At 47.1% G+C, this 19,004-nt stretch carries 19 protein-coding genes; 13 read left to right on the plus strand and 6 right to left on the minus strand.

The window, feature by feature from the left end; translation table 11 throughout:
- Positions 1-77 precede the first annotated feature (77 nt).
- From U5R06_22960 to glpK, 4 genes are all read left to right on the plus strand, one after another.
- A complete protein-coding gene (locus U5R06_22960; GenBank protein ID MDZ7725602.1) occupies positions 78-1,004 on the plus strand; it encodes an ABC transporter ATP-binding protein in 927 nt (308 codons plus the stop codon).
- Positions 1,001-2,248, plus strand: coding sequence for an ABC transporter permease (locus U5R06_22965; protein ID MDZ7725603.1), 1,248 nt, complete (start codon positions 1,001-1,003; stop codon positions 2,246-2,248). The genes U5R06_22960 and U5R06_22965 overlap by 4 nt, the downstream gene beginning before the upstream one ends.
- Positions 2,245-3,387, plus strand: coding sequence for an ABC transporter permease (locus U5R06_22970; protein MDZ7725604.1), 1,143 nt, complete (start codon positions 2,245-2,247; stop codon positions 3,385-3,387). Before U5R06_22965 ends, U5R06_22970 begins: the two co-directional genes overlap by 4 nt.
- A 95-nt stretch (positions 3,388-3,482) precedes the next feature.
- Positions 3,483-4,958, plus strand: a complete 1,476-nt coding sequence (gene glpK, locus U5R06_22975; protein MDZ7725605.1) for a glycerol kinase GlpK — start codon at positions 3,483-3,485, stop codon at positions 4,956-4,958.
- Positions 4,959-4,985: 27 nt separating this feature from the next.
- On the opposite strand, the gene U5R06_22980 is transcribed toward glpK, so the two are convergent.
- Complete coding sequence (locus U5R06_22980; GenBank protein MDZ7725606.1) at positions 4,986-5,975, minus strand: nucleoside hydrolase; 990 nt, start codon at positions 5,973-5,975, stop codon at positions 4,986-4,988.
- Between the two features lie 338 nt (positions 5,976-6,313).
- Here U5R06_22980 and U5R06_22985 point away from each other — a divergent pair, with 338 nt between their 5' ends.
- Positions 6,314-6,514: a cold-shock protein gene (locus U5R06_22985; protein ID MDZ7725607.1), complete on the plus strand. Its 201-nt coding sequence runs from the start codon at positions 6,314-6,316 to the stop codon at positions 6,512-6,514.
- A 195-nt stretch (positions 6,515-6,709) separates the two neighbouring features.
- Here the strand turns inward: U5R06_22985 and U5R06_22990 are convergent, their stop codons facing one another.
- Together U5R06_22990 and U5R06_22995 are read right to left on the minus strand one after the other, a co-directional pair.
- Positions 6,710-8,068 (minus strand): T9SS type A sorting domain-containing protein, encoded by a 1,359-nt coding sequence (locus U5R06_22990; GenBank protein ID MDZ7725608.1) that lies wholly within the window; start codon positions 8,066-8,068, stop codon positions 6,710-6,712.
- 53 nt (positions 8,069-8,121) lie between these two features.
- Positions 8,122-9,105: a hypothetical protein gene (locus tag U5R06_22995; protein ID MDZ7725609.1), complete on the minus strand. Its 984-nt coding sequence runs from the start codon at positions 9,103-9,105 to the stop codon at positions 8,122-8,124.
- Positions 9,106-9,266: 161 nt separating this feature from the next.
- Between U5R06_22995 and U5R06_23000 the strand changes: the two genes are divergently transcribed.
- The 6 genes from U5R06_23000 to U5R06_23025 all read left to right on the plus strand — a co-directional run bounded on the left by U5R06_23000 (position 9,267) and on the right by U5R06_23025 (position 14,080).
- Positions 9,267-10,217: a hypothetical protein gene (locus tag U5R06_23000; protein MDZ7725610.1), complete on the plus strand. Its 951-nt coding sequence runs from the start codon at positions 9,267-9,269 to the stop codon at positions 10,215-10,217.
- Between the two features lie 46 nt (positions 10,218-10,263).
- Positions 10,264-11,052: a hypothetical protein gene (locus U5R06_23005; protein MDZ7725611.1), complete on the plus strand. Its 789-nt coding sequence runs from the start codon at positions 10,264-10,266 to the stop codon at positions 11,050-11,052.
- Between the two features lie 15 nt (positions 11,053-11,067).
- Entirely contained in the window at positions 11,068-12,237 is a 1,170-nt protein-coding gene (locus U5R06_23010) for a TonB-dependent receptor (protein MDZ7725612.1), read from the plus strand.
- On the plus strand, positions 12,122-13,198 hold the full coding sequence (locus tag U5R06_23015; protein MDZ7725613.1) for a TonB-dependent receptor: 1,077 nt from the start codon (positions 12,122-12,124) through the stop codon (positions 13,196-13,198). Before U5R06_23010 ends, U5R06_23015 begins: the two co-directional genes overlap by 116 nt.
- Positions 13,199-13,274: 76 nt before the next feature.
- The gene (locus tag U5R06_23020) at positions 13,275-13,922 is read left to right on the plus strand and encodes a hypothetical protein (GenBank protein MDZ7725614.1); all 648 of its coding nucleotides are present in this window, start codon (positions 13,275-13,277) and stop codon (positions 13,920-13,922) included.
- The gene (locus U5R06_23025; protein MDZ7725615.1) at positions 13,922-14,080 is read left to right on the plus strand and encodes a hypothetical protein; all 159 of its coding nucleotides are present in this window, start codon (positions 13,922-13,924) and stop codon (positions 14,078-14,080) included. The genes U5R06_23020 and U5R06_23025 overlap by 1 nt, the downstream gene beginning before the upstream one ends.
- 209 nt (positions 14,081-14,289) lie before the next feature.
- Here the strand turns inward: U5R06_23025 and U5R06_23030 are convergent, their stop codons facing one another.
- Positions 14,290-14,592: an Hsp20/alpha crystallin family protein gene (locus tag U5R06_23030; protein MDZ7725616.1), complete on the minus strand. Its 303-nt coding sequence runs from the start codon at positions 14,590-14,592 to the stop codon at positions 14,290-14,292.
- A 304-nt stretch (positions 14,593-14,896) separates the two neighbouring features.
- Here U5R06_23030 and U5R06_23035 point away from each other — a divergent pair, with 304 nt between their 5' ends.
- A complete protein-coding gene (locus tag U5R06_23035) occupies positions 14,897-15,262 on the plus strand; it encodes an STAS/SEC14 domain-containing protein (protein MDZ7725617.1) in 366 nt (121 codons plus the stop codon).
- A gap of 90 nt (positions 15,263-15,352) precedes the next feature.
- Here U5R06_23035 and U5R06_23040 read toward each other — a convergent pair whose 3' ends face one another.
- Both U5R06_23040 and U5R06_23045 read right to left on the minus strand, forming a co-directional pair.
- Positions 15,353-16,054 (minus strand): response regulator transcription factor, encoded by a 702-nt coding sequence (locus U5R06_23040; GenBank protein MDZ7725618.1) that lies wholly within the window; start codon positions 16,052-16,054, stop codon positions 15,353-15,355.
- Position 16,055: 1 nt separating this feature from the next.
- The gene (locus U5R06_23045) at positions 16,056-17,045 is read right to left on the minus strand and encodes a HAMP domain-containing sensor histidine kinase (protein ID MDZ7725619.1); all 990 of its coding nucleotides are present in this window, start codon (positions 17,043-17,045) and stop codon (positions 16,056-16,058) included.
- A 111-nt stretch (positions 17,046-17,156) separates the two neighbouring features.
- On the opposite strand from U5R06_23045, the gene U5R06_23050 reads away from it, so the two are divergent.
- The gene (locus U5R06_23050; GenBank protein ID MDZ7725620.1) at positions 17,157-18,635 is read left to right on the plus strand and encodes a DUF4070 domain-containing protein; all 1,479 of its coding nucleotides are present in this window, start codon (positions 17,157-17,159) and stop codon (positions 18,633-18,635) included.
- Positions 18,636-19,004: the final 369 nt, after the last annotated feature.

Here is a 19,004-nt window from a genome sequence, read left to right on the forward strand (position 1 = left end):
CGCTTTTTTTTTGTAACACCCGGCCTTTTAATTCGTAAGGTTGTTTGGATCAAAACAATCATTCAAAACGGTGCATTATGCTCAGAGTCGATCAGTTAACCAAGCAGTTTGGCCAACTCATGGCGGTTGACCACATTTCGTTCGAGGTGACGGCCGGAGAAATTTTTGGGTTCCTGGGACCCAACGGAGCGGGAAAAACAACAACCATACAGATGATCTGTTCATTGCTCAAACCCGACCGGGGCGCCATTTACTTGAATGACCAGGAGCTTTTAGCCAACAAACGCCACCTTCGGAAAAAACTGGGTGTGGTTCCGCAGGAAATTGCCTTGTACGAAGACCTGACCGCACTGGACAACCTGACGTTTTGGGGCGGACTGTATGACCTGTCCGGCAAACCGCTGCGCAAACGCATTGATGAACTATTGGAGCTGTTCGGCCTGAGTGACCGGGCCAAAGATCCGGTAAAGACCTATTCCGGAGGTATGAAACGGCGGCTGAACATGGCAGCGGGTATGGTTCACGAGCCGGAACTGCTTTTGCTTGACGAACCGACGGTGGGCATTGATCCCCAGGCACGCTATAATATGCTGGACACGGTTCAGCAGATCGCTCAAAAAGGCACCACGATCCTGTATACCACTCACTATCTGGATGAAGCGGACAAGCTGTGTGACCGGATTGCAATCATGGATCACGGAAAGTTGCTTGCCACCGGTACAAAGGAGGAGCTCAGGAACATCGTGGGAGAAAACACTTTGATCCAATTGATGGACTCGTCGGATCCGGCGCTCCTGAAAAAGATAAAGTCAAACTATCCAACGGTGGGGGTGGAAAATCTGCAAAATGAGGCCGTCATCTTTACACTGCCGTCGCAAGTGGGTGAAGGTGAATTTATCGAGGCTTTGATCAGGACCGGTTTTTCCATGAACAGCCTGCAGATCAAAGAACCCAGTCTGGATTCCGTGTTTATCAAACTCACGGGACGGGAGCTGCGCGATTGATCCGGAAACTGTTTTACAAAGATTTGCAGAGTCTCGGGAAAAACCCGTGGGGGTTTATTCTGCTCATCAGTATGCCGCTGGTGCTGGCGCTGCTTATGAACCTGGTATTCAACAGCGGGGACAGTCAGGACTCTGTCATGCCGCGATCCACTCTGGTCATCGCCGATCACGACAGCAGTCTGGCAAGCCGCTTCCTGAAATCCGCCTTTGCTCAGGGTGAACTAAAAAATCTGTTCGAGATCGAGCAGATCACAGAAGAAAAAGGTCGGGAGCGCGTCCGTCAGGACAAAGCCTCCGCTTTGTTGATCATCCCCAAAGGATTTGCTGATTCCCTTTTGAATCAAAACCCCGTAGACCTGCAATTGATCAAAAATCCGGCTCAGGCCTTTGGACCCAAAATTGCAGAAGAAGCGCTCTCCATTTTAACCCAAGGCGCGGACCGGCTGGTGCACATTGCTTCAGAACCGCTCGCCATGATCCGTGAACAAATGGATACCGATGAACCATCGGATGCGCAAATTTCAGCCATTGCCGTGGCGATCAATCAACTGATGAAACGCGGCGGCGCCCGGATATTCAACTCTCCGATCAGCATTGACAAACAAGAGGCTCGCCCGCAAGAAGAGCGGTTTAAGGGCGCTTCTTTATTTGCGTATTTTTTAAGCGGAATATCCACAATGATGCTGCTGTTCATTTTAAATTCCGTTGCGTCCCAGCAGCTAAAAGAGCGCGAAAATAAAACCCTGCACCGCATCCTGGTTGCACCGGCATCACCGTCTCATTATTTGATCTCCAAACAACTCTATCTGTTTTTCTCCGCCCTCATCGCTTTTGGACTGGTTTGGGGAGTGGCCTTTCTGTTTTTCGGATTCCGCTGTCCGGCACATTCCATCGTGCCGTTCATTGTACTGACTCTGGTCATCGCCGCCGCATCCGCGGGACTCATCGGACTGCTGCATGCCTTTGTCACGCGGCGCAATATTGCCAATTCAGTCCTGCCCGCCGTTATCATTTTTTTCAGTGTGGTGGGCGGCGGTATGATTCCGCTGGGGAGCCTTCCGGGGTTTGTTAAATCAATCGCCGTCATTTCACCGGTCTATTGGGGCACCGATGGCATTCAGGTTCTGTTTTTCCGGGAAACCGGATTTGCCGCCATACACACTCACCTTATTGTATTGGCAGCAATTGCTGTGTTGTCCATGCTCATTGCCCTGCCGGTTCAGCGCAAAAAGGTAATGTCATGAAAGTCTATGCCCTGATCATTAACACGCTTCGCCTGGTGATTCGCGACAAATCGGCGGTCATCTGGATGCTTTTAATTCCCCTGTTCTATATCCTGATCTTTGGCAATTCCTTTCGTTCAAATTCAAGCCCAAAAGACGCCAAAGCTGATCTTCAGGTTTGGAATCAGGATGACGGCCTGCTTTCCCAACGATTGCTTGAACATCTGAGCAGTGAAAATCTACAAATTCATCTACAGGATTCCTTTCCTTCCTCTATCAATGTGCGTTTTCTCACCATCCCGGATTCGTTTTCCGCCCGGGTGCTCGCCAATAAACCGGTCGAACTGCCCTTTGTCACCAAATCGGGAACCAATCAGGAAGCAGAAGCTACGGCTGAAATGGCGCTGAGAAAAGCGACGATGCGTCTGATGGCCGATCTTGCCAGACTGGAGCTGCAAAACACCGAGCCGGCGGCAAACCAGTTCGAGCAACTGGACAGACGAGCCTCGCTGGTTTCGCTGCATTCTGAATATTCCGGCAAATACAAAATCATTCCCAGCGGATACAATCATCAGGTTCCGGCCAACATTATCATGTTCACACTGATCATTGTATTCATCTATGCCGGCGAAATTCTGATGGAAGAACGCGAAAAGGGTATGCTGAGCCGCATACGCCTGTCGCCGATCTCTGAAAATCAATTTTTCCTGGGGAAATGGACCGGAACAACGCTGATCGGATTGATACAAATGATTATCCTGATCGCTGCCGGGCGTTTCCTCTTTGACATCCATTACGGACCATCCCTTGCCGCTGTCATTCTGTTGGCGCTGGTATTCGCGGCCTGCTGCGCGGCCATGGGATTAACCCTGGCCATGCTGGTCAAGCGGCGGGAACAGCTGAACGGCATTGCCCTGATGACAGCTCTCGGGATGGCCGCGTTGAGTGGATGCTGGTGGCCGATCGAAATTGTTCCCGGCTGGATGGCTGTGATTGCCCGGATTCTACCGTCCGGCATTGCATTGCGGGCCTTTCATCAGCTCATCAGTTACGGTCATGGTCTGCACATGATCATCCCGCATCTGTTCTGGCTGCTGGCGTTTAATTTGAGTTTTGCCCTCCTGTTCGCATTTCTGCTCAGACGAAATACCCAATCCTGATCGTTTCATCCCGCAATTTTCTAAAATTTTCAGGTTGACGGTCGATAAAATTGTTTCTATATTGGAACACAAGAGAATAAATTAGGGAGAACAATATGCCGTCCTATATTTTAACCATTGACCAGGGTACCACCGGCACGACTGTTCTGCTGCTGGATCAGAGCGGCACCCTGGTAAACAGCGTTTACTCTGAATTTAAGCAGTTCTATCCCCAGAGCGGCTGGGTAGAACACGATGCACAGGAAATCTGGACGGTTACCCGCAACCTGATCAAACAAATTCTCTCAGATACCGCTACCAGCGCAAATGAGATAACCGCCATCGGGATCACCAATCAGAGGGAAACCACGGTATTGTGGGATCGTGAAACCGGAGAACCGCTGTATCATGCTATCGTCTGGCAGTGCCGTCGTACGAGCGGCATGTGCACCCAGCTGAAAGAACAGGGATTGGAACCGCTTTTTCGGGAACGCACCGGACTGATCCTGGACGCTTATTTCTCCGGTACAAAATTGAAATGGTTGTTTGACCATCTCCCCGGAACACGCGAGCGTGCGGCAAAGGGAGAAATCTGTTTCGGCACCATTGACAGCTGGCTGATCTACAAGCTGACCGGCGGAGAGCAGCATGTGACCGATATGACCAACGCATCGCGCACGCTGCTGTACAATATATACGACAAAACATGGGATAATGAACTGCTGGAAACACTGGACATTCCGCATGAATGTCTGCCGGAGGTGTTGAACTCTTCCGCCGAGTTTGGAAAATCCGAACTGCCTGAACTTTCGGATATTCCGATCACCGGTGTGGCCGGTGATCAGCAGGCCGCGCTTTACGGCCAGAACTGCTGGGAGCCCGGTTTGATCAAAAACACATACGGCACCGGATGTTTTATTGTGATGAACACCGGCGAGCAGCCCATCGAATCCGGGCATCAATTGCTCACCACCCTGGCCTGTGACGCCAAAGGAACCCCCTGTTATGCTCTGGAAGGGTCTGTGTTCATGGCGGGGGCGGTGGTTCAATGGATGCGCGATATCGCTTTGATCGAATCCGCTGCAGAAACCGGGGAACTATCAGATACTATTCAGGATACCAACGGGGTGGTCCTGGTGCCGGCCTTTGTCGGTCTCGGCGCACCGCATTGGGATTCAGACGCCCGCGGCATCATTACCGGCCTGACCCGCGGCGCAAGCCGCGAACATATTGTGCGTGCCGGACTGGAATCTATTGCATATCAGAGCTGGGACGTCATGCAGTCCATGGCAGCAGACGCGCATCTGCAAATCAAAGAGCTCCGGGTGGACGGCGGCGCCGCAGCCAATGATTTTTTAATGCAATTCCAGGCTGATCTCTTGAATATCACCGTAGAGCGCCCGCAAATTATCGAGACCACAGCCATGGGAGCCGCTTTTCTGGCCGGACTGGGTGCAAATTTTTGGACGACATCTGATATTGAATCAATCAGAAAAGTGGAGCGTCAGTTCACACCGAACATGGCCCAGCGTCACAGACTGGCAAAGCTTAAAGCATGGAAAAATGCAGTCGAACGTTGCAGGAGCCGTTAATCCGGTTGATTTATTGTACGGTCTAACCTATTCAATTAACTGATAATTTTCCATAGTGTCATAGAAATCAGTCATTATCGCTTCACGGTCAAATTGTTCCCAGATCACAATTTTACGATCATTATTCGGACGCTCCTGCCACTCTCCATTTACCAGAATGGGGGCGGGAATGGTATCCGGTTGTGCCCATGCAGGATTCTTGGCGATCGCTACCGCAGCCATATCAAACAGGGCGCGGGACGGCGGTTCTCCGTGTAAATCAATGTGCTCGAATAAATCCACCGAATAATCACCAAAACAAGTAAACTCTCCACCGTGCCGGCCTGTCACCGGCTCTGCTATTTCCGGACCTGCTCCCGGCATATTGGTTCGAATTTCTTCCAGAGTTGCCCGCACTGCATCCGTTCCGGACGGTTCATTGTAACGCACAAGGACAATTTCAAATTCGACACGGCTCTCCAGTACGGCATTAACAGATGGTTCATCGTTTACCTGATTATATTCTCCGGGCTTCGGATAATTTGATCCCAGCCACAATACCTTAACCTTTGGAATAATAGCAGGATCTTTCTCCAGGGCAAGCGCAATATTGGTGAGTTTGCCAACAGGAAGCAATAATAGCTTCCGGCCCTTTATTTCATGTGCTTTTTCAATGATCAGATTAACAGCATCAGCACCGTCAAAATCCGGCTGATCCAGTTGATCCCGGATTTCTGTAAATGAGCCGTCCGCACCTTTTGTGACAGAAACAACACCCTGCAAACTGCATAACCGGACCACGCGCTGAGCCTCCTGCGCCTGCTCGTGTATATCCCCTCCATTATTTGTGCGGTTTACAGTAATTCCTTCCACCTCAAATTCATCTCCATTGAACAGCAAATAAGCGATTGCATGCTGATCGTCCAGTTCGTTATTGGCATCTGTATCCAATATAACAGGCTGTTTTTCGGAAACCGATTGGCTGGAACAGGCCCAAAAAACGACTGAAATCATCAGTGTGAGTAGATAAATTTTCATATGTTTTCCTTTCAAAGGTTAAAATTAAAACAATATATAAATTTCCTTTTTAAAGCACCAGGTTTTTCTCTACCATAAAATTCGGGTTGCGCAGCCCATTTGGACAGCTGGCTGCAAACCAGATAAATGTAATATTTTGTCATAAAAATTGTTGCGTTTTATTTTATTATTTTGTAAGTTTTCCTGTCAACTAAGGATCTCTGTCTTTCCCTTGTTTTACCACAGTTTGAAAAAATTTTTTCAAATCATGTAAAACAAACTTCTTCGAGTATTTCGGACTTTTCTTGGGCCAAGTTCAGAGATAAAGGTTTTGTTTTTTTAAAGGAAAGGTTTGTCTAATGGAAACAGGAACTGTAAAGTGGTTTAACAGCTCCAAAGGCTATGGATTCATCTCCCGTGAAGAAGGTGATGACGTGTTTGTGCATTACAAAGCTATTGAATCGGATGGCTTTAAAACTCTGGACGAAGGCGATCAAGTCGAGTTCGAAGTTGAAGAAAGTCCCAAGGGATTACAAGCAAAAAATGTAACAAAGTTATAAAGCCTGGAAAATCCCCTGATCTGTAAGGATCAGGGGATTTTCTTGTTCAGACCCTTCAGCAAGATCACTGATTGTGTTATAAACAAAGATTCTGGATTTTTGCTATTGCTCATGCCCGGATGCCACAGCATACGTATACCTTGATATTAAATCCAACCCGTTTGCAGATCACCGTATTGTATTATTTATAACACCTTATTTTACCAGGCTCATTTTCTCAAGCCGGTAGTTTGTGCCTGCTCTCAGCTTGAGAAGATACATACCGGAAGCCAGGGATTCCGCATTCCACACGACCGAGTGCGATCCGGCAGCAAGATATTCCCTTTTCAATATTGTCACCATTCGGCCCTGTATGTCATAAACAGTTAATTCAACCTCTGATGCTGCAGCCAGTGAAAACCGTATGGTGGTCCGGGAATTGAACGGATTCGGATAATTGGGTTCCAGATAAAACTGATCCGGGCGGGACGGCGTTGAATTCACGGTCGTTAAATCCGTTAAATTCGGGCGCACATCATTATAAAATGTTCGGTCGGCTATTTCACACAAGGCCGCCGTGACACCGGACAGCATGGAAACATCAGCACGCGGCTGCAGCGCGTTTCGTATGGACACACGATCATAAACAACAAACGCATCATTATCAGAGGCGGAAGGAACCGGACCGCCCGTTATCTCCCGAACGTAACTGCGATCCGGATTCAACCTGACAAACCGGCCCCCGGCCGCAAGAAAGCCATTGGTCTGTACCAGTATATGCGGGTGATCCGGTGCACCCTGAACATGATCCTGATCGCCCGCTTCAACGATGAACATTAAATCCGGATTGGCCTGTACAGCGGATTGAATCCAGTTCTCTCCGTTGCGCCACAACCAGAATGATTCCGTCAATCCCGGCGCGGCTGTTTCCGGCGAACAGGATATCCCCTTTGCCTGTGCAGCATCCCGCATTTGAACGGAATAGTACAGCTTGTTTTTGTACACATAGACCGGAACTTTAAAATCAGATGTGTTGCTGTCATACCTACCGTCTTGATCAATATCAAAATACAATCCTCCGGTATACCCCTCTGATGGTGTTAATGTATCACAATAGGCAAGCTGGGACCAGTCAAACCCGCCGGTATCCGGATTATACGCCGGATTTAAGCAATTCTTCCGTCCCGCATCGACCGTCGGCATGCCGTCACCAACCGGAGACTCCCAATTGACAATCCAGGCCAGACCGGGCAGAGAATCCCCCCAGGCCCCGGCCGTGGTGATGGTCGCGTTGCCTCCGTTGGACCAGCCGCACAGTCCTGCGTTTGAATACAGCGGCTGCACATCCAGCATCGCATCCAGTTTATAGCCATAAGAATCCGTCTGCCTCCCCATGGCAAACTGCATCACATCCCGCAAAGCACGCATACAATGCGAACCCCGGTCATCATACGTTCCGCCGCTGCGCTGTGCCGGAATGCCGGCGCCGGGAAAATTAAACAGCACTTCGATAAAACCATGCTTGTGAACCGCAAAATCATTGAAATCGGTCGCTCCATTCCAGCCGCCGGACACCTGAACTACGACGGGCGCGCCGTCTCCATATCTGGGAGTTTGAGGTTTACGAATTAACGCATAGATACCTTTATCTCCCCCGCATCCGATGGAATTCGTACGCTAAATTCCTGCGGCACGGAATCCGGCGGGGGATTGTATATGTGCGCCCTGGCATTGTATTTCGAATCCCAGATATCCACCACGTCTGTAAAGGTCACGAGCTTGATTTTTCCCTGGTCTTGTAAATTTAAAAGTGGGGTCAGGGTGGTTTGTACATAGTCTTGAGTAAAATCCGGATTTGCAGACTGGGGAGAGAAAACGGCGCAGGTGAGGATTTCATTATCCGAAACTGCGCCGCTTTGTTTGATCTGAACAAGTTCTTCAACCCCTTCAAGATCGTTTTTATATTGTCCGATACAAATAATATTTCCCTGCGGATCATCTGTCCAAAAGTTGTATTTATCCAGAGGACGCCAGACTCCGGACGGAACCGGATCACTGCTGTGCCCGGGCGTGGCGGAACCTATTAGCAGTCGCCCGTCCCACTGGGCATGCGGATACATACTTCCCTGCAGGGGGGTGCGAAACCGCTCCCAATCTGCATAATTGGCCAGGTAAGGATCCCACACATGTCCTCCGACAACATCTGTGGGAGTTACACCGAGAGAGTCGATCAGATGTGCCACATCCGCATAATTGTAACCATAATTTTCATGAGAATGCGCCTCCACCGTGATACCGCAATTTTCCGCAAGATAACGGGCCAGGTTCTTACCGTCCGTGGAATCCATGACTGCCGGTGTATCATATTTTAAAATCGCCTGCAAAAATTTAAAGTCGCTCTGCCAGCAAAAGGGCACATGGTGATGCGCCAGTGTATCTGCAAACTCGACCAATTCCCGGCGATGACGCATATAACTGGCGCGGGTTCCCGGTTGATCGAGATCCGCCAGCACGCCGTCTTCATTATGCATAAACAACACCACGTACACCGGTTCTGCTAAAGCAGCAGTAGAAAACCAAAACCCTATCAATAAAATCAACAATCGTATCATGACAACCTCCCATCTTTATAGAACAAACGATGATTAAATGAAAATATTGCATATAATGACTGTATTTTAATAAAAGTATTGAATCCTTTTCAGTTGAATTCGTATATTAAAGAAGCTCTGAATGCATACTACTATACCCTATCCTATGAGAGGAGGCTACTATGTCCATAGAGTATTCAACTCCCCTGACCCGGGCCTGGAACCGAATGAAATCCATTTTGTTTCAGCCGTTCAATATTGAAGTATGGTTCAAACTTGGCTTTACCGCTTTTCTTGCCGGTTTAGTGGACAGCAGCAACGGTGGCGGAGGAGGAGGCGCCCGGGACGGCATGGACAATTTTAAATTCAGCAATGTGGTGAACTGGCCCTATGAAGCCTGGTCCTGGCTGCAGGAGCATCCGGGCTGGTTCTTTTTTGCAATGATGATCGCTGTACTTGCCCTTGCATTGTTTTTGGTATTTCTGTGGCTGAGCTCTCGGGGTAAATTCATGCTGCTGGATAATGTGGTGCACAACCGGGCTAACGTTTCAGCGCCCTGGAAAGAGTACAAAACCGAGGCAAATTCTTTATTTTTGTGGAGGCTGGGGTTCAGCGCCATCGTGCTGCTTGTGGTTTTGGTCTTTCTGAGACATATCTGGCAAAAAGCCGTGGTTTTCAGCGAGAATTCGTTTGCACAGCATGTGCCGATTCTGTTCATCCTGCAGACAGCCCTGTTTTTCTTTTTAATTGTCATCTTGTTTCTTTATGTCAAAATGCTTCTGGAATCGTTTGTCATTCCTGTCATGTACAAACACCGAATTCGCGCTTCTGAAGCCTGGAACCGATTTTTAAAGATTCACTGGGATCATTTTGGATCTTTTATCCTCTATGCACTGTTTGTTCTGTTGCTGTCACTGGGCGTGGCCCTATTGATTGGAGTGGCCGGACTGGCAACCTGCTGTCTTTTGTTTATATTGCTGGCTCTGCCGTATATCGGTTCTGTTGTTCTGTTGCCGGTTACTGTAACTTTTCGCGCATTCTCAATCGAATTTTTATCCCAATTTGGAAAAGAGTTTGATCTAGTCAGCGCCACCCGAGAAAATAAAGAATCACAAGACAGGTTACAGGAATAATTTGAATTGAAATGGCGTTTTTTGTCTTTTTAAAAGATGGTAAACTATGAAAAAAGTAATTCTGCTATTAGGTTCCATTCTGTTCATCATGTCCTGTGATATTGATCCGGGACTGGAGCCGACGCACAGCGGATTCACTGGCACGGTATATTTCAGTCATGAACCGCCATCCGGGACGGATAAGGTTATGGTTGTGGCGGTACGCAATTTTCCACCGTCCGGCGTGACGGATCTTATCACAGGGCCCTCCCTGTCTTTGTCTTCTGATTCTGCGACCTACGAGTTTTATACTCCAGAAGGAACCTATGAAGCCGTAGGAGTGGTCTGGAAGGAGCAAGGACAGGCCTGGTCGATCTCCAACATTATCGGGATTTATTTTCCCACGTCCGATTACTTTACGCCGGGGCAGGTGCACATCGGTTCTTCAACCACTGTGGTAGAGTCAATTGATATCAATGCCGACTTTAGCCGGGCGGCTCCGGCATCAAACAGCGGCATTCGTGGAACTTTAAACGTCAAAGGTGAGTGGCCTCCGTCTGCTTTATCCGTGCCGCTTGCCGCCTCGCAAGGCGGTCTGCCCACAAGCCTTTTGGATATAGAATTCGGTCTGCCGATTCAGGCCGGATTCAAATCCGCTTCTTACAGTCTGTCACTTCCACCGGGCACCTACAATCTTGTCGGCGCCCTGCTCGTTAAAAAAGATAAACCGGTCGGGCTTGAGAGCCTAGCCGGTTATTATAAGAATATACCCACCAGCGTGCTGCCGTCAGCTGTAACCATTGAAACCGATACAAGCTGGGTTGAGCCGGTCGATATAAACCTGTTCTTTAATTAAAAGTGGGCTTTTCACATGCGTTTTATACTTTTGTTGATCATTCCCGTGCTGTTAAATTCGGCTGTACCCACGGGCAAAATCGCAGGCACAGTAAACGATGTTGAAACAGGCGAACCTTTACCGGGAGTCAATGTCACGCTATCCGGCACGGTGATGGGTGACGCCTCCGGTCGTGACGGCTCATTTCTCATAGAACGGATCCCGGCAGGCGAGTATCGTGTACGCGCAGTTATGATGGGCTATCGACAGGATACCGTGCGCGTACAGGTGCATCTTTCACAAACCACACGCATCCGGTTTGAACTGTCTCCAGTCATTTTGGACACACCGGAACTGGAGGTCACGGCCAACAAACGTCGTCAGAGCATCCAGGACACACCCGCCAGCATTGGACTGATGACCCGCCGGGATGTGCAGCGCTTTAACAACAATTATGCAAACGAACTGCTGCAGCATGCCTCCGGCGTTAATTTTGTCGGCACCCAAATCAATATCCGGGGATCATCCGGATTCAATTACGGCGCCGGAAGCCGGGTGCTGCTTCTGGTGGACGGCGTACCGGTCATGCCGGGGGATTCCGGCAATCTGAAATGGGATCTGGTTCCCGCCACCCAGATCGAACGGGTAGAGATTATCAAGGGAGCCGGATCGGCGTTGTACGGTTCAAGCGCCTTGGGCGGGGTGATTAATATCATTACCAAGGATATTTCGCCGCAACCCATCCTGCATACCCGTCTATCAGCCGGAGCGTACGACGAACCGCGCCATGAACTGTGGCAGTGGTCAGACCGCGTTCGCCTGTACAACAATATCGATGTGGATTACAGTCGCCAGTTGAATGACCGTCTTTCCGTTTTTGCTGCGGCCGGAAGGCATGAATCCATGGGCTATGCCCAGAACAGCGAATACCTGCGTCACAATGCCTCTTTGAAACTGCATTCGAAATGGAGTTCAAACCAGAACGCCACCCTCTCTCTGAACTGGGAAGGCGGTCGACGTGAAGACGGGTTAATGTGGGAGAGCCAGCGACATGCCCTGAAAAGTGGATGCGGAGGCGCTCGGCGATTATGTGGATTCCAACAAACTGGGAGCCAACCTGTTTCACCGCTGGGTGCTGCGCCCCAATCTGGCATTAAAAACCCGCTTATCCTATTTTCGCAATTACTGGAAAAATGTGTTTCATGACAATCGAACCTCCTCAACCGCGCAAAAATTTGGAGCCGAAATTCAGACGGAACTGCAGATAACAGATGAGCATGCGCTTATACTGGGTACTGAAGAAAGCCTGGATCGCGTTCAATCAGGCCTGGTCGGGGATCATAATCAGTATTCATTGTCCGGGTACATTCAAAACGAACAAAATCTCCTTTCCACTGTACAGCTCACCGTTGGCACGCGTTATGATTATCATTATGTGGATACAGGATTTGAGGATTCCAAATGGAGTCCCAAAATCGGCCTGGTCTGGCATGTTCAGCCGAGCCTGACATTGCGAACCTCTTCCGGCCGTGGCTTCAGGGCCGCTTCCATGTCGGAACGATTTTCCGATTCGGTGTATTCCGGATTGCGCATCACTCCCAATCCCGGTTTGAAATCCGAGACCTCCTGGTCGCATGATCTGGGCTTAAACTGGCAGCCCGCGGCGTTTGCTTATTTGGATGTATCCGCATTCTGGAGTGATTACTGGGATCTGATCGAACCGGAACCGAATGCCAATCAGGTTATTCAGTTTATCAACGTCACCCGTGCCCGTATCACCGGTATTGAATCCATGCTTAAATTCTTTGCGCATCGCAATATTATGGTCGAACTCTCGTATACATTAATGCATCCCCGGGACCTGGATTTGAACGATGTACTGGCTTACAGACCGCGTCACATAGCCAAAGCCGCCGTGAATTGGCGTTATCATGACGTTGAAGTGGGTGCGAACTACCGGTATATATCACGCTTTGAAAAGGTCAAAGTCTATCCATTGGATAACCGGGTCGCACAAAAAGTTATGAACGCACGTGTTTCCTGGCATTTAGACCCGATCACCCTTTCTGTTGATGTAAACAATCTATTCAATTACAATTATGTTCAAATGGAACGCAATCTTGAACCCATTCGTCATTACACATTGACCCTCTCGGGCACGTTTTAATACTTTCTGAGGCAGTGTCCGTGAAACATGCATGTCATGTCTGCGTATTAAGATAGGACCTTAAGGAGGAATTATCATGAGACGAATTGTTCTGCTGCTTTGTATTGTCGTGCCAGGCCTGTCAGGATTTGTCCTGGCCGATAATCACGTAAACGTAACCTTTGATGATCTCAAACTAAAATTAGAGATCGAAAACGAACTTTATATCTTTTTCCGGGCAAGTGAGTTATTTATTGAAAACGAAAAAGAAAAGGATGAACTGGTCATTACCCAGGATTTCAAACTCTATCACGGCAAAACTCCCATTCATCTAAATGAAAAACAAACCGAACTGACCCAAGAATACTATGAGCTTGCCGACTGTTCTTTTGAAATGCTGCATGACATCAAAGATCAGGGCATAGAAATCGGTCTGGATGGCGCTGCCCTGGGTTTGAAAGCAATCGGCCGTGTATTCAGACTGCTTTCACCGCATTACGATGCAGAGGATCTGGAGCGGGACATGGAATCAGAAGGCGAATCCCTGGAAAAACGGGGAGAAGAGCTGGAAAAAGCGGCGGATCGATTTGAGGAAACCCTCGATCATCTGGGAGATGTTTATGAAGAAATGCTGCAAAGCATTCCGGAATTACAGAACATCGACTGGCTGCCGTCAGAATGGAATCATGATTATGATTATGAAATAAATTCGGAACCCGAATCTGAAAACACAGAGGACTATTGATGAAATCGCAAAGAAACCGGATTGGAGCCTTTTTAATGCTCTTTGTAACAATTGCAGCCGCAGAGTTGCCCAACCCCCTAAACCCGGTCAACATGGACACCTCCGTGTCACCCGGAGAAAACTTTTTTCTTTATGCAGGAATTTTATCAGGCGTTTGATATTAAATCAGAAATGTCGATGTATTTTCCCCTGGAAAATCGATCAAGAATATGGTAATAATAAAGCCCCGAAAACGGGGCTTTATTTATCTCTTACTGAATTTCAATTTGTCTTGTTTTGGCTTCCTCGGCTTTCGGTAGAATTAACTGCAGCACACCGTCTTTGTATTCCGCTTTGACTTTGCTGTCATCAACCTTGTTGGGAAGTCTCAGTGAACGCTGAAAGGCACCAAAGCTTCGTTCCTCGCAGTAGCAGTTTCCTCTTCCTGCTTTTCCTGGCTTTTCCGCTCTCCTTTGATGGTCAACACATTTTCATCAATGGAAATATTGATATCTTTTTTGCTCATACCGGGTAGATCGGCCATGATTTTGTAAGCATCTTTATTTTCTTTGACATCAACACGGGGCGCCCAGGTTACAGAGTCTTCTTCATAATCTCCATACGTTTCATTGAGGAAACGATCAACAAAACGGCTGAAATCAGTTGTTGGGTTACGTCGAATGAGATACATAGTATACCTCCTTTATTGATTAAATCATTGTCTTTATTTCCACATATTCACTCTATACATATACAATTTGCATGCCAAAGCCTTAAATTTTTTTAACCCACTGTTTTTTCAACAATAACATAACTATGCCATGCAGATATATCAATACGTCATTTTGTCACGCTTGTGCCACTTGTTGTGTGTTGCCGTCATTTTGGCAGACAGTGTGCCACACACAGATTTTTACAATAATTTTATGAATAAAGCAGATGGTAATTGTGTTATAATAGTAAAGAAGCTGCTCATTAAATCGGGAGAAATGCTTATGTATCAAGTGGTACATGAAACGGACGGACACATTGAATTATCATTATGGAGTACGGTGACTGAGGAAGAATTCAAACAGGTCATTCATCAGTTGGAATCCCTGTGCACCAGTCATCAGAAAATCCATGTACTTTTGGACGCAGCCAGGATGGAAAAATATGATTTTAATATCTATATTGAAGAATTTGATTTTTACAAAAAATACAAAGAACATCTTGGCCGTGTGGCGCTGGTGTCTGACAAAGCATTTGAAAAATTTATGACAGGCGTGTTCTCCAAATTCAGCCAGATAGAATTCAAATCATTTGGAGATGCTGAAATTGAAAAGGCGCGCGAATTTATATTCCCGTCTCGTTTACCGTAAATTGCCTATCAAAAAACCCTCTGTTTAAAATGCACAGGGGGTTCTTAAAAATAGCAGGGGATCTTGAATGCGATTAAAAAAAGCAGTCCTTTATTGCTTCTGAAACATATATCCGGCGCTGCGGATACTTTTAAAAAATACCGGCCGTGAAGGATTGGGCTCAAAATATTTACGCAACCGCATAATAAAAATATCAACGGTTCGTGTTTCTATCTCCGGATTGGTATGCCAAACATTTTCAAGCAGCTCGCGTCTGGAAACAACTTTTCCTTCATGTTCCACCAAATAACGCAGCACCATGGCTTCGTGCTGGGTCAGCTGAACCGAGGTATCCCCCGTCACAGCAGTCAAATTATTAAAATCGACTTTATTTTCACCAAAGCGCACCAGCGGTTGAGAGGCGGACATATCCTGGTACCACTGTTTGCGTTTCAGCATACCTTTTACGCGCAGCAAGAGTTCTTTAAGATGAAACGGCTTGGTTAAATAATCATCCGCACCGCTTTCCAGCCCCTGAATGCGATCGTCCAGACTGGTGCGTGCAGTCAGCATGAGAATGGGGATTTGTGGTTGCCTCTTGCGCACAATAGCAGCAATTTCAAAACCGTCATAATAGGGCAGCATAATATCAAGAATGATCAGATCATATTGATTATCCTGAAATAAACGGATCGCCTCCCTGCCGTCGGCGGCCCGTGTTACAGAATAGCCTTCTTCCTTCAAGTTGAACATCAATCCCTGAGCCAGACTGTCCTCATCTTCCACAAGCAGAATATGTTGTTGATCGCTCATACTATCCCTTGCTCATCTGTTTTAGTTTTTTCAACGTGCGGCGGCTTACATTGGGATGCACCGGCAGTTGGATGGTGAATACAGTTCCCTGCCCCGGTCCTTTGCTTGAAACCGTAATGCGTCCGCGATGGTAACGAATAATTTCGCGAACCCAATACAAACCCAGTCCGGTTCCTTTTACATTGGGACTGTTTTTATCATGAATGCGATGGAATTTTTGAAACACCTTTTTCTGCTTACGAGGCGGCAGACCGATGCCGTGATCCCGAAAGCACAGAATTACATATTTTAGATTCTGTGATATATGAATATCAATCTGAACCGGAGATTGTGAATATTTAATTGCATTGTCAAACAAATTATTCATCACAATTTGCATGGCGTTCTGATCTGCAATGATGGTGCTATCGGTTTTCCCAATGACTCGCACTTGATCCGGGACAAGCTTGAATTGTCTCCGGGCTTCTTCAATCAATTGCTCAAAAAAGTCCTGCGCAGATACCGCATGAAAATCATGTGCTATCTTTTTTTGTTCCATGCGCGCAATATTCAGGATCGAACTGATTAACTGATTCAATCGTTCGGTATCCTGCTGCATCATATTAATAAACTCAATTTGCTGTTCGCGTGACACTTCCCGCGCCTGCATGGTCTCCAGATACAATTGAATTGATGACAGGGGAGATTTGAGTTCATGCGTGACATTGGCGATAAAATTATCGTACATGCGGCGGATGTTGATTTGCAGATTCAAATTTCTGAATATAATGGATAATGCTACAGATAATGCCACCAGCATCAACAGGCCGCCGACAAACGGTAGCCAGCTGACCGGGCGCGACAAATCGTCCGAGGCCACCCACCCTTGAATGCGGTTGAATACCACATGATTGGAAACATACCAGTAAATCCACAATCCTACCAGTGATAACCAAACCACTTGTGCGATGACAAACAGAATAATATGACGAACCACGGAATTTTTTTTCACATCAAGGTTTCTTCTATTTACATTACTTTTACAAACCAGGGGTTTTTTATTTCGTATATTAAGATACAGTTTGAAAATCAAAGAACAAACAAAAAAACAGTGAGGACCCTCATGAACATATTATTCATCAATCCGGAAACTCCATCGACATTCTGGAGTTTCAAAAATGCTCTGTCTTTTGTTTCCAAGAGCGCCTCGGATATCCCACTGGGACTCGTCACCGTAGCAGCCATGCTGCCCGCTCACTGGGAAAAAAAATTAATTGATATGAATGTGGATCGGCTGCACGACAAAGACATTCGCAATGCCGATTACATATTTCTCGGCGGCATGAATGTACAGATCAAATCTTTCAAACAAGTGATCAAACGCTGCAATGAACTGGATACACCGGTTGTGGCCGGCGGCCCTTTGGTCACCACAGACTATCAGGAATTTTTGGGGGTAGATCATTTCATTCTGAACGAAGCCGAGATTACCTTGCCGCAATTTTTAAAAGATCTGGAAAACGGGACGCCAAAGCACATATATCAGACAGACCGCTTCCCGGATATTGACAACACACCCCGCCCCATGTGGGAACTCTTGAATATGAAAAAATATGCCAGTATGAATCTTCAATATTCCCGCGGTTGTCCGTTTGACTGTGAATTCTGCAGCATCACCATGCTCAATGGACGCAAACCGCGCACCAAGGGCCGAGATCAACTATTGAAAGAACTGGATTCATTGTACAATCAGGGGTGGCGTGGCGCTGTATTTATTGTAGATGATAACTTTATCGGAAAAAAGACAAAACTAAAACAAGACATTTTGCCAGCCCTCAGGGATTGGCAAGAACGGCATGATTATGCATTTCATTTCACCACTGAAGTGTCTTTGAATCTTGCCGATGATGACGAATTGCTCAAACTCATGGTTGAGGCCGGATTTCAGCACACGTTCATCGGAATCGAAACACCCAATGACGACAGCTTGATCGAGTGCGGTAAAATTCAAAACCAGAAACGCGACATGGTACAGTCGGTCAAAAAACTGCAAAATTACGGCCTCATAGTGTCCGGCGGATTTATTGTGGGGTTTGATCAGGATCCGCCATCGATTTTTGAACAACAAATCCGGTTTATCCAGAGCAGCGGTATTGTGACAGCCATGGTGGGATTGCTGAACGCACCCTCCGGCACAAAATTGTTCAAGCGAATGCAGAACGAAAACCGATTGATCCATATTATGAGCGGAGATAATATGGACGGCTCGATCAACTTTGTTCCCAAAATGGAATACAAACGCCTGATGCGCGGCTATAAACAGATTTTGACCGGAATCTATTCTCAAAAAGCCTATTACGAACGGCTAAAAACTTTTTTAAAGGAATATCAACTTCCGTTATCCGGCAAACGCAACATTACCTTGTCCGAATTAAAGGCGTTCTTCCGCTCAATCTGGAGACTGGGTGTACAGGAAAAAGGGCGGCGGTATTATTGGAAACTCATCCTGCATTGCCTGCGTCATTATCCCCACAAACTTTCCACTGCGATTACCATGGCGGTTTACGGATTTCATTTTCGCAGAGTAGTGGAGACTGTTTAACTTTTGTCCAATCTGTCATAATGACATTTTACAGAGCATCATCGATACCATGCAACACAAATCAATGATGCTCTGTTTTTACAAGAACTTTACCGTTCTGACGTGGACATTACATTTTCGTTCTTTGCTTCTGCATTACAGCGATCCAGTTGTTAATCAGATCTCCACCGCTGTACAAAGCGTCATAGGCATCACAAAATCACATATCTTACCAACTTTTAGATCAAGCCAGTCTTTGCACTATTCCTGGCGGCTGTAAGCGGGCATTTCTGGACGGATGTGGTCTGGCATGTTTTGTGGGGAGCGGTTGTCTGAACGTTATATTAAAAGTATTTGATTTTGCAGGTTCAAGACATATTTAATACAATA

It is taken from the genome of candidate division KSB1 bacterium (assembly GCA_034521575.1).
In the GTDB taxonomy this organism is placed as follows: domain Bacteria; phylum Zhuqueibacterota; class Zhuqueibacteria; order Residuimicrobiales; family Krinioviventaceae; genus JAXHMJ01.

Bases quoted from the DNA above. Each gene is read 5' to 3' on its own strand.
- glpK (MDZ7725605.1), top strand. From the start codon at position 3,483: ATGCCGTCCTATATTTTAACCATTGACCAGGGTACCACCGGCACGACT.
- U5R06_23035 (MDZ7725617.1), top strand. From the start codon at position 14,897: ATGTATCAAGTGGTACATGAAACGGACGGACACATTGAATTATCATTA.
- U5R06_22960 (MDZ7725602.1), top strand. From the start codon at position 78: ATGCTCAGAGTCGATCAGTTAACCAAGCAGTTTGGCCAACTCATGGCG.
- U5R06_22995 (MDZ7725609.1), bottom strand. From the start codon at position 9,105: ATGATACGATTGTTGATTTTATTGATAGGGTTTTGGTTTTCTACTGCT.
- U5R06_23020 (MDZ7725614.1), top strand. From the start codon at position 13,275: ATGAGACGAATTGTTCTGCTGCTTTGTATTGTCGTGCCAGGCCTGTCA.
- U5R06_23000 (MDZ7725610.1), top strand. From the start codon at position 9,267: ATGTCCATAGAGTATTCAACTCCCCTGACCCGGGCCTGGAACCGAATG.
- U5R06_23025 (MDZ7725615.1), top strand. From the start codon at position 13,922: ATGAAATCGCAAAGAAACCGGATTGGAGCCTTTTTAATGCTCTTTGTA.
- U5R06_23005 (MDZ7725611.1), top strand. From the start codon at position 10,264: ATGAAAAAAGTAATTCTGCTATTAGGTTCCATTCTGTTCATCATGTCC.
- U5R06_22985 (MDZ7725607.1), top strand. From the start codon at position 6,314: ATGGAAACAGGAACTGTAAAGTGGTTTAACAGCTCCAAAGGCTATGGA.
- U5R06_22970 (MDZ7725604.1), top strand. From the start codon at position 2,245: ATGAAAGTCTATGCCCTGATCATTAACACGCTTCGCCTGGTGATTCGC.
- U5R06_23030 (MDZ7725616.1), bottom strand. From the start codon at position 14,592: ATGTATCTCATTCGACGTAACCCAACAACTGATTTCAGCCGTTTTGTT.
- U5R06_23050 (MDZ7725620.1), top strand. From the start codon at position 17,157: ATGAACATATTATTCATCAATCCGGAAACTCCATCGACATTCTGGAGT.
- U5R06_23010 (MDZ7725612.1), top strand. From the start codon at position 11,068: ATGCGTTTTATACTTTTGTTGATCATTCCCGTGCTGTTAAATTCGGCT.
- U5R06_22980 (MDZ7725606.1), bottom strand. From the start codon at position 5,975: ATGAAAATTTATCTACTCACACTGATGATTTCAGTCGTTTTTTGGGCC.
- U5R06_23040 (MDZ7725618.1), bottom strand. From the start codon at position 16,054: ATGAGCGATCAACAACATATTCTGCTTGTGGAAGATGAGGACAGTCTG.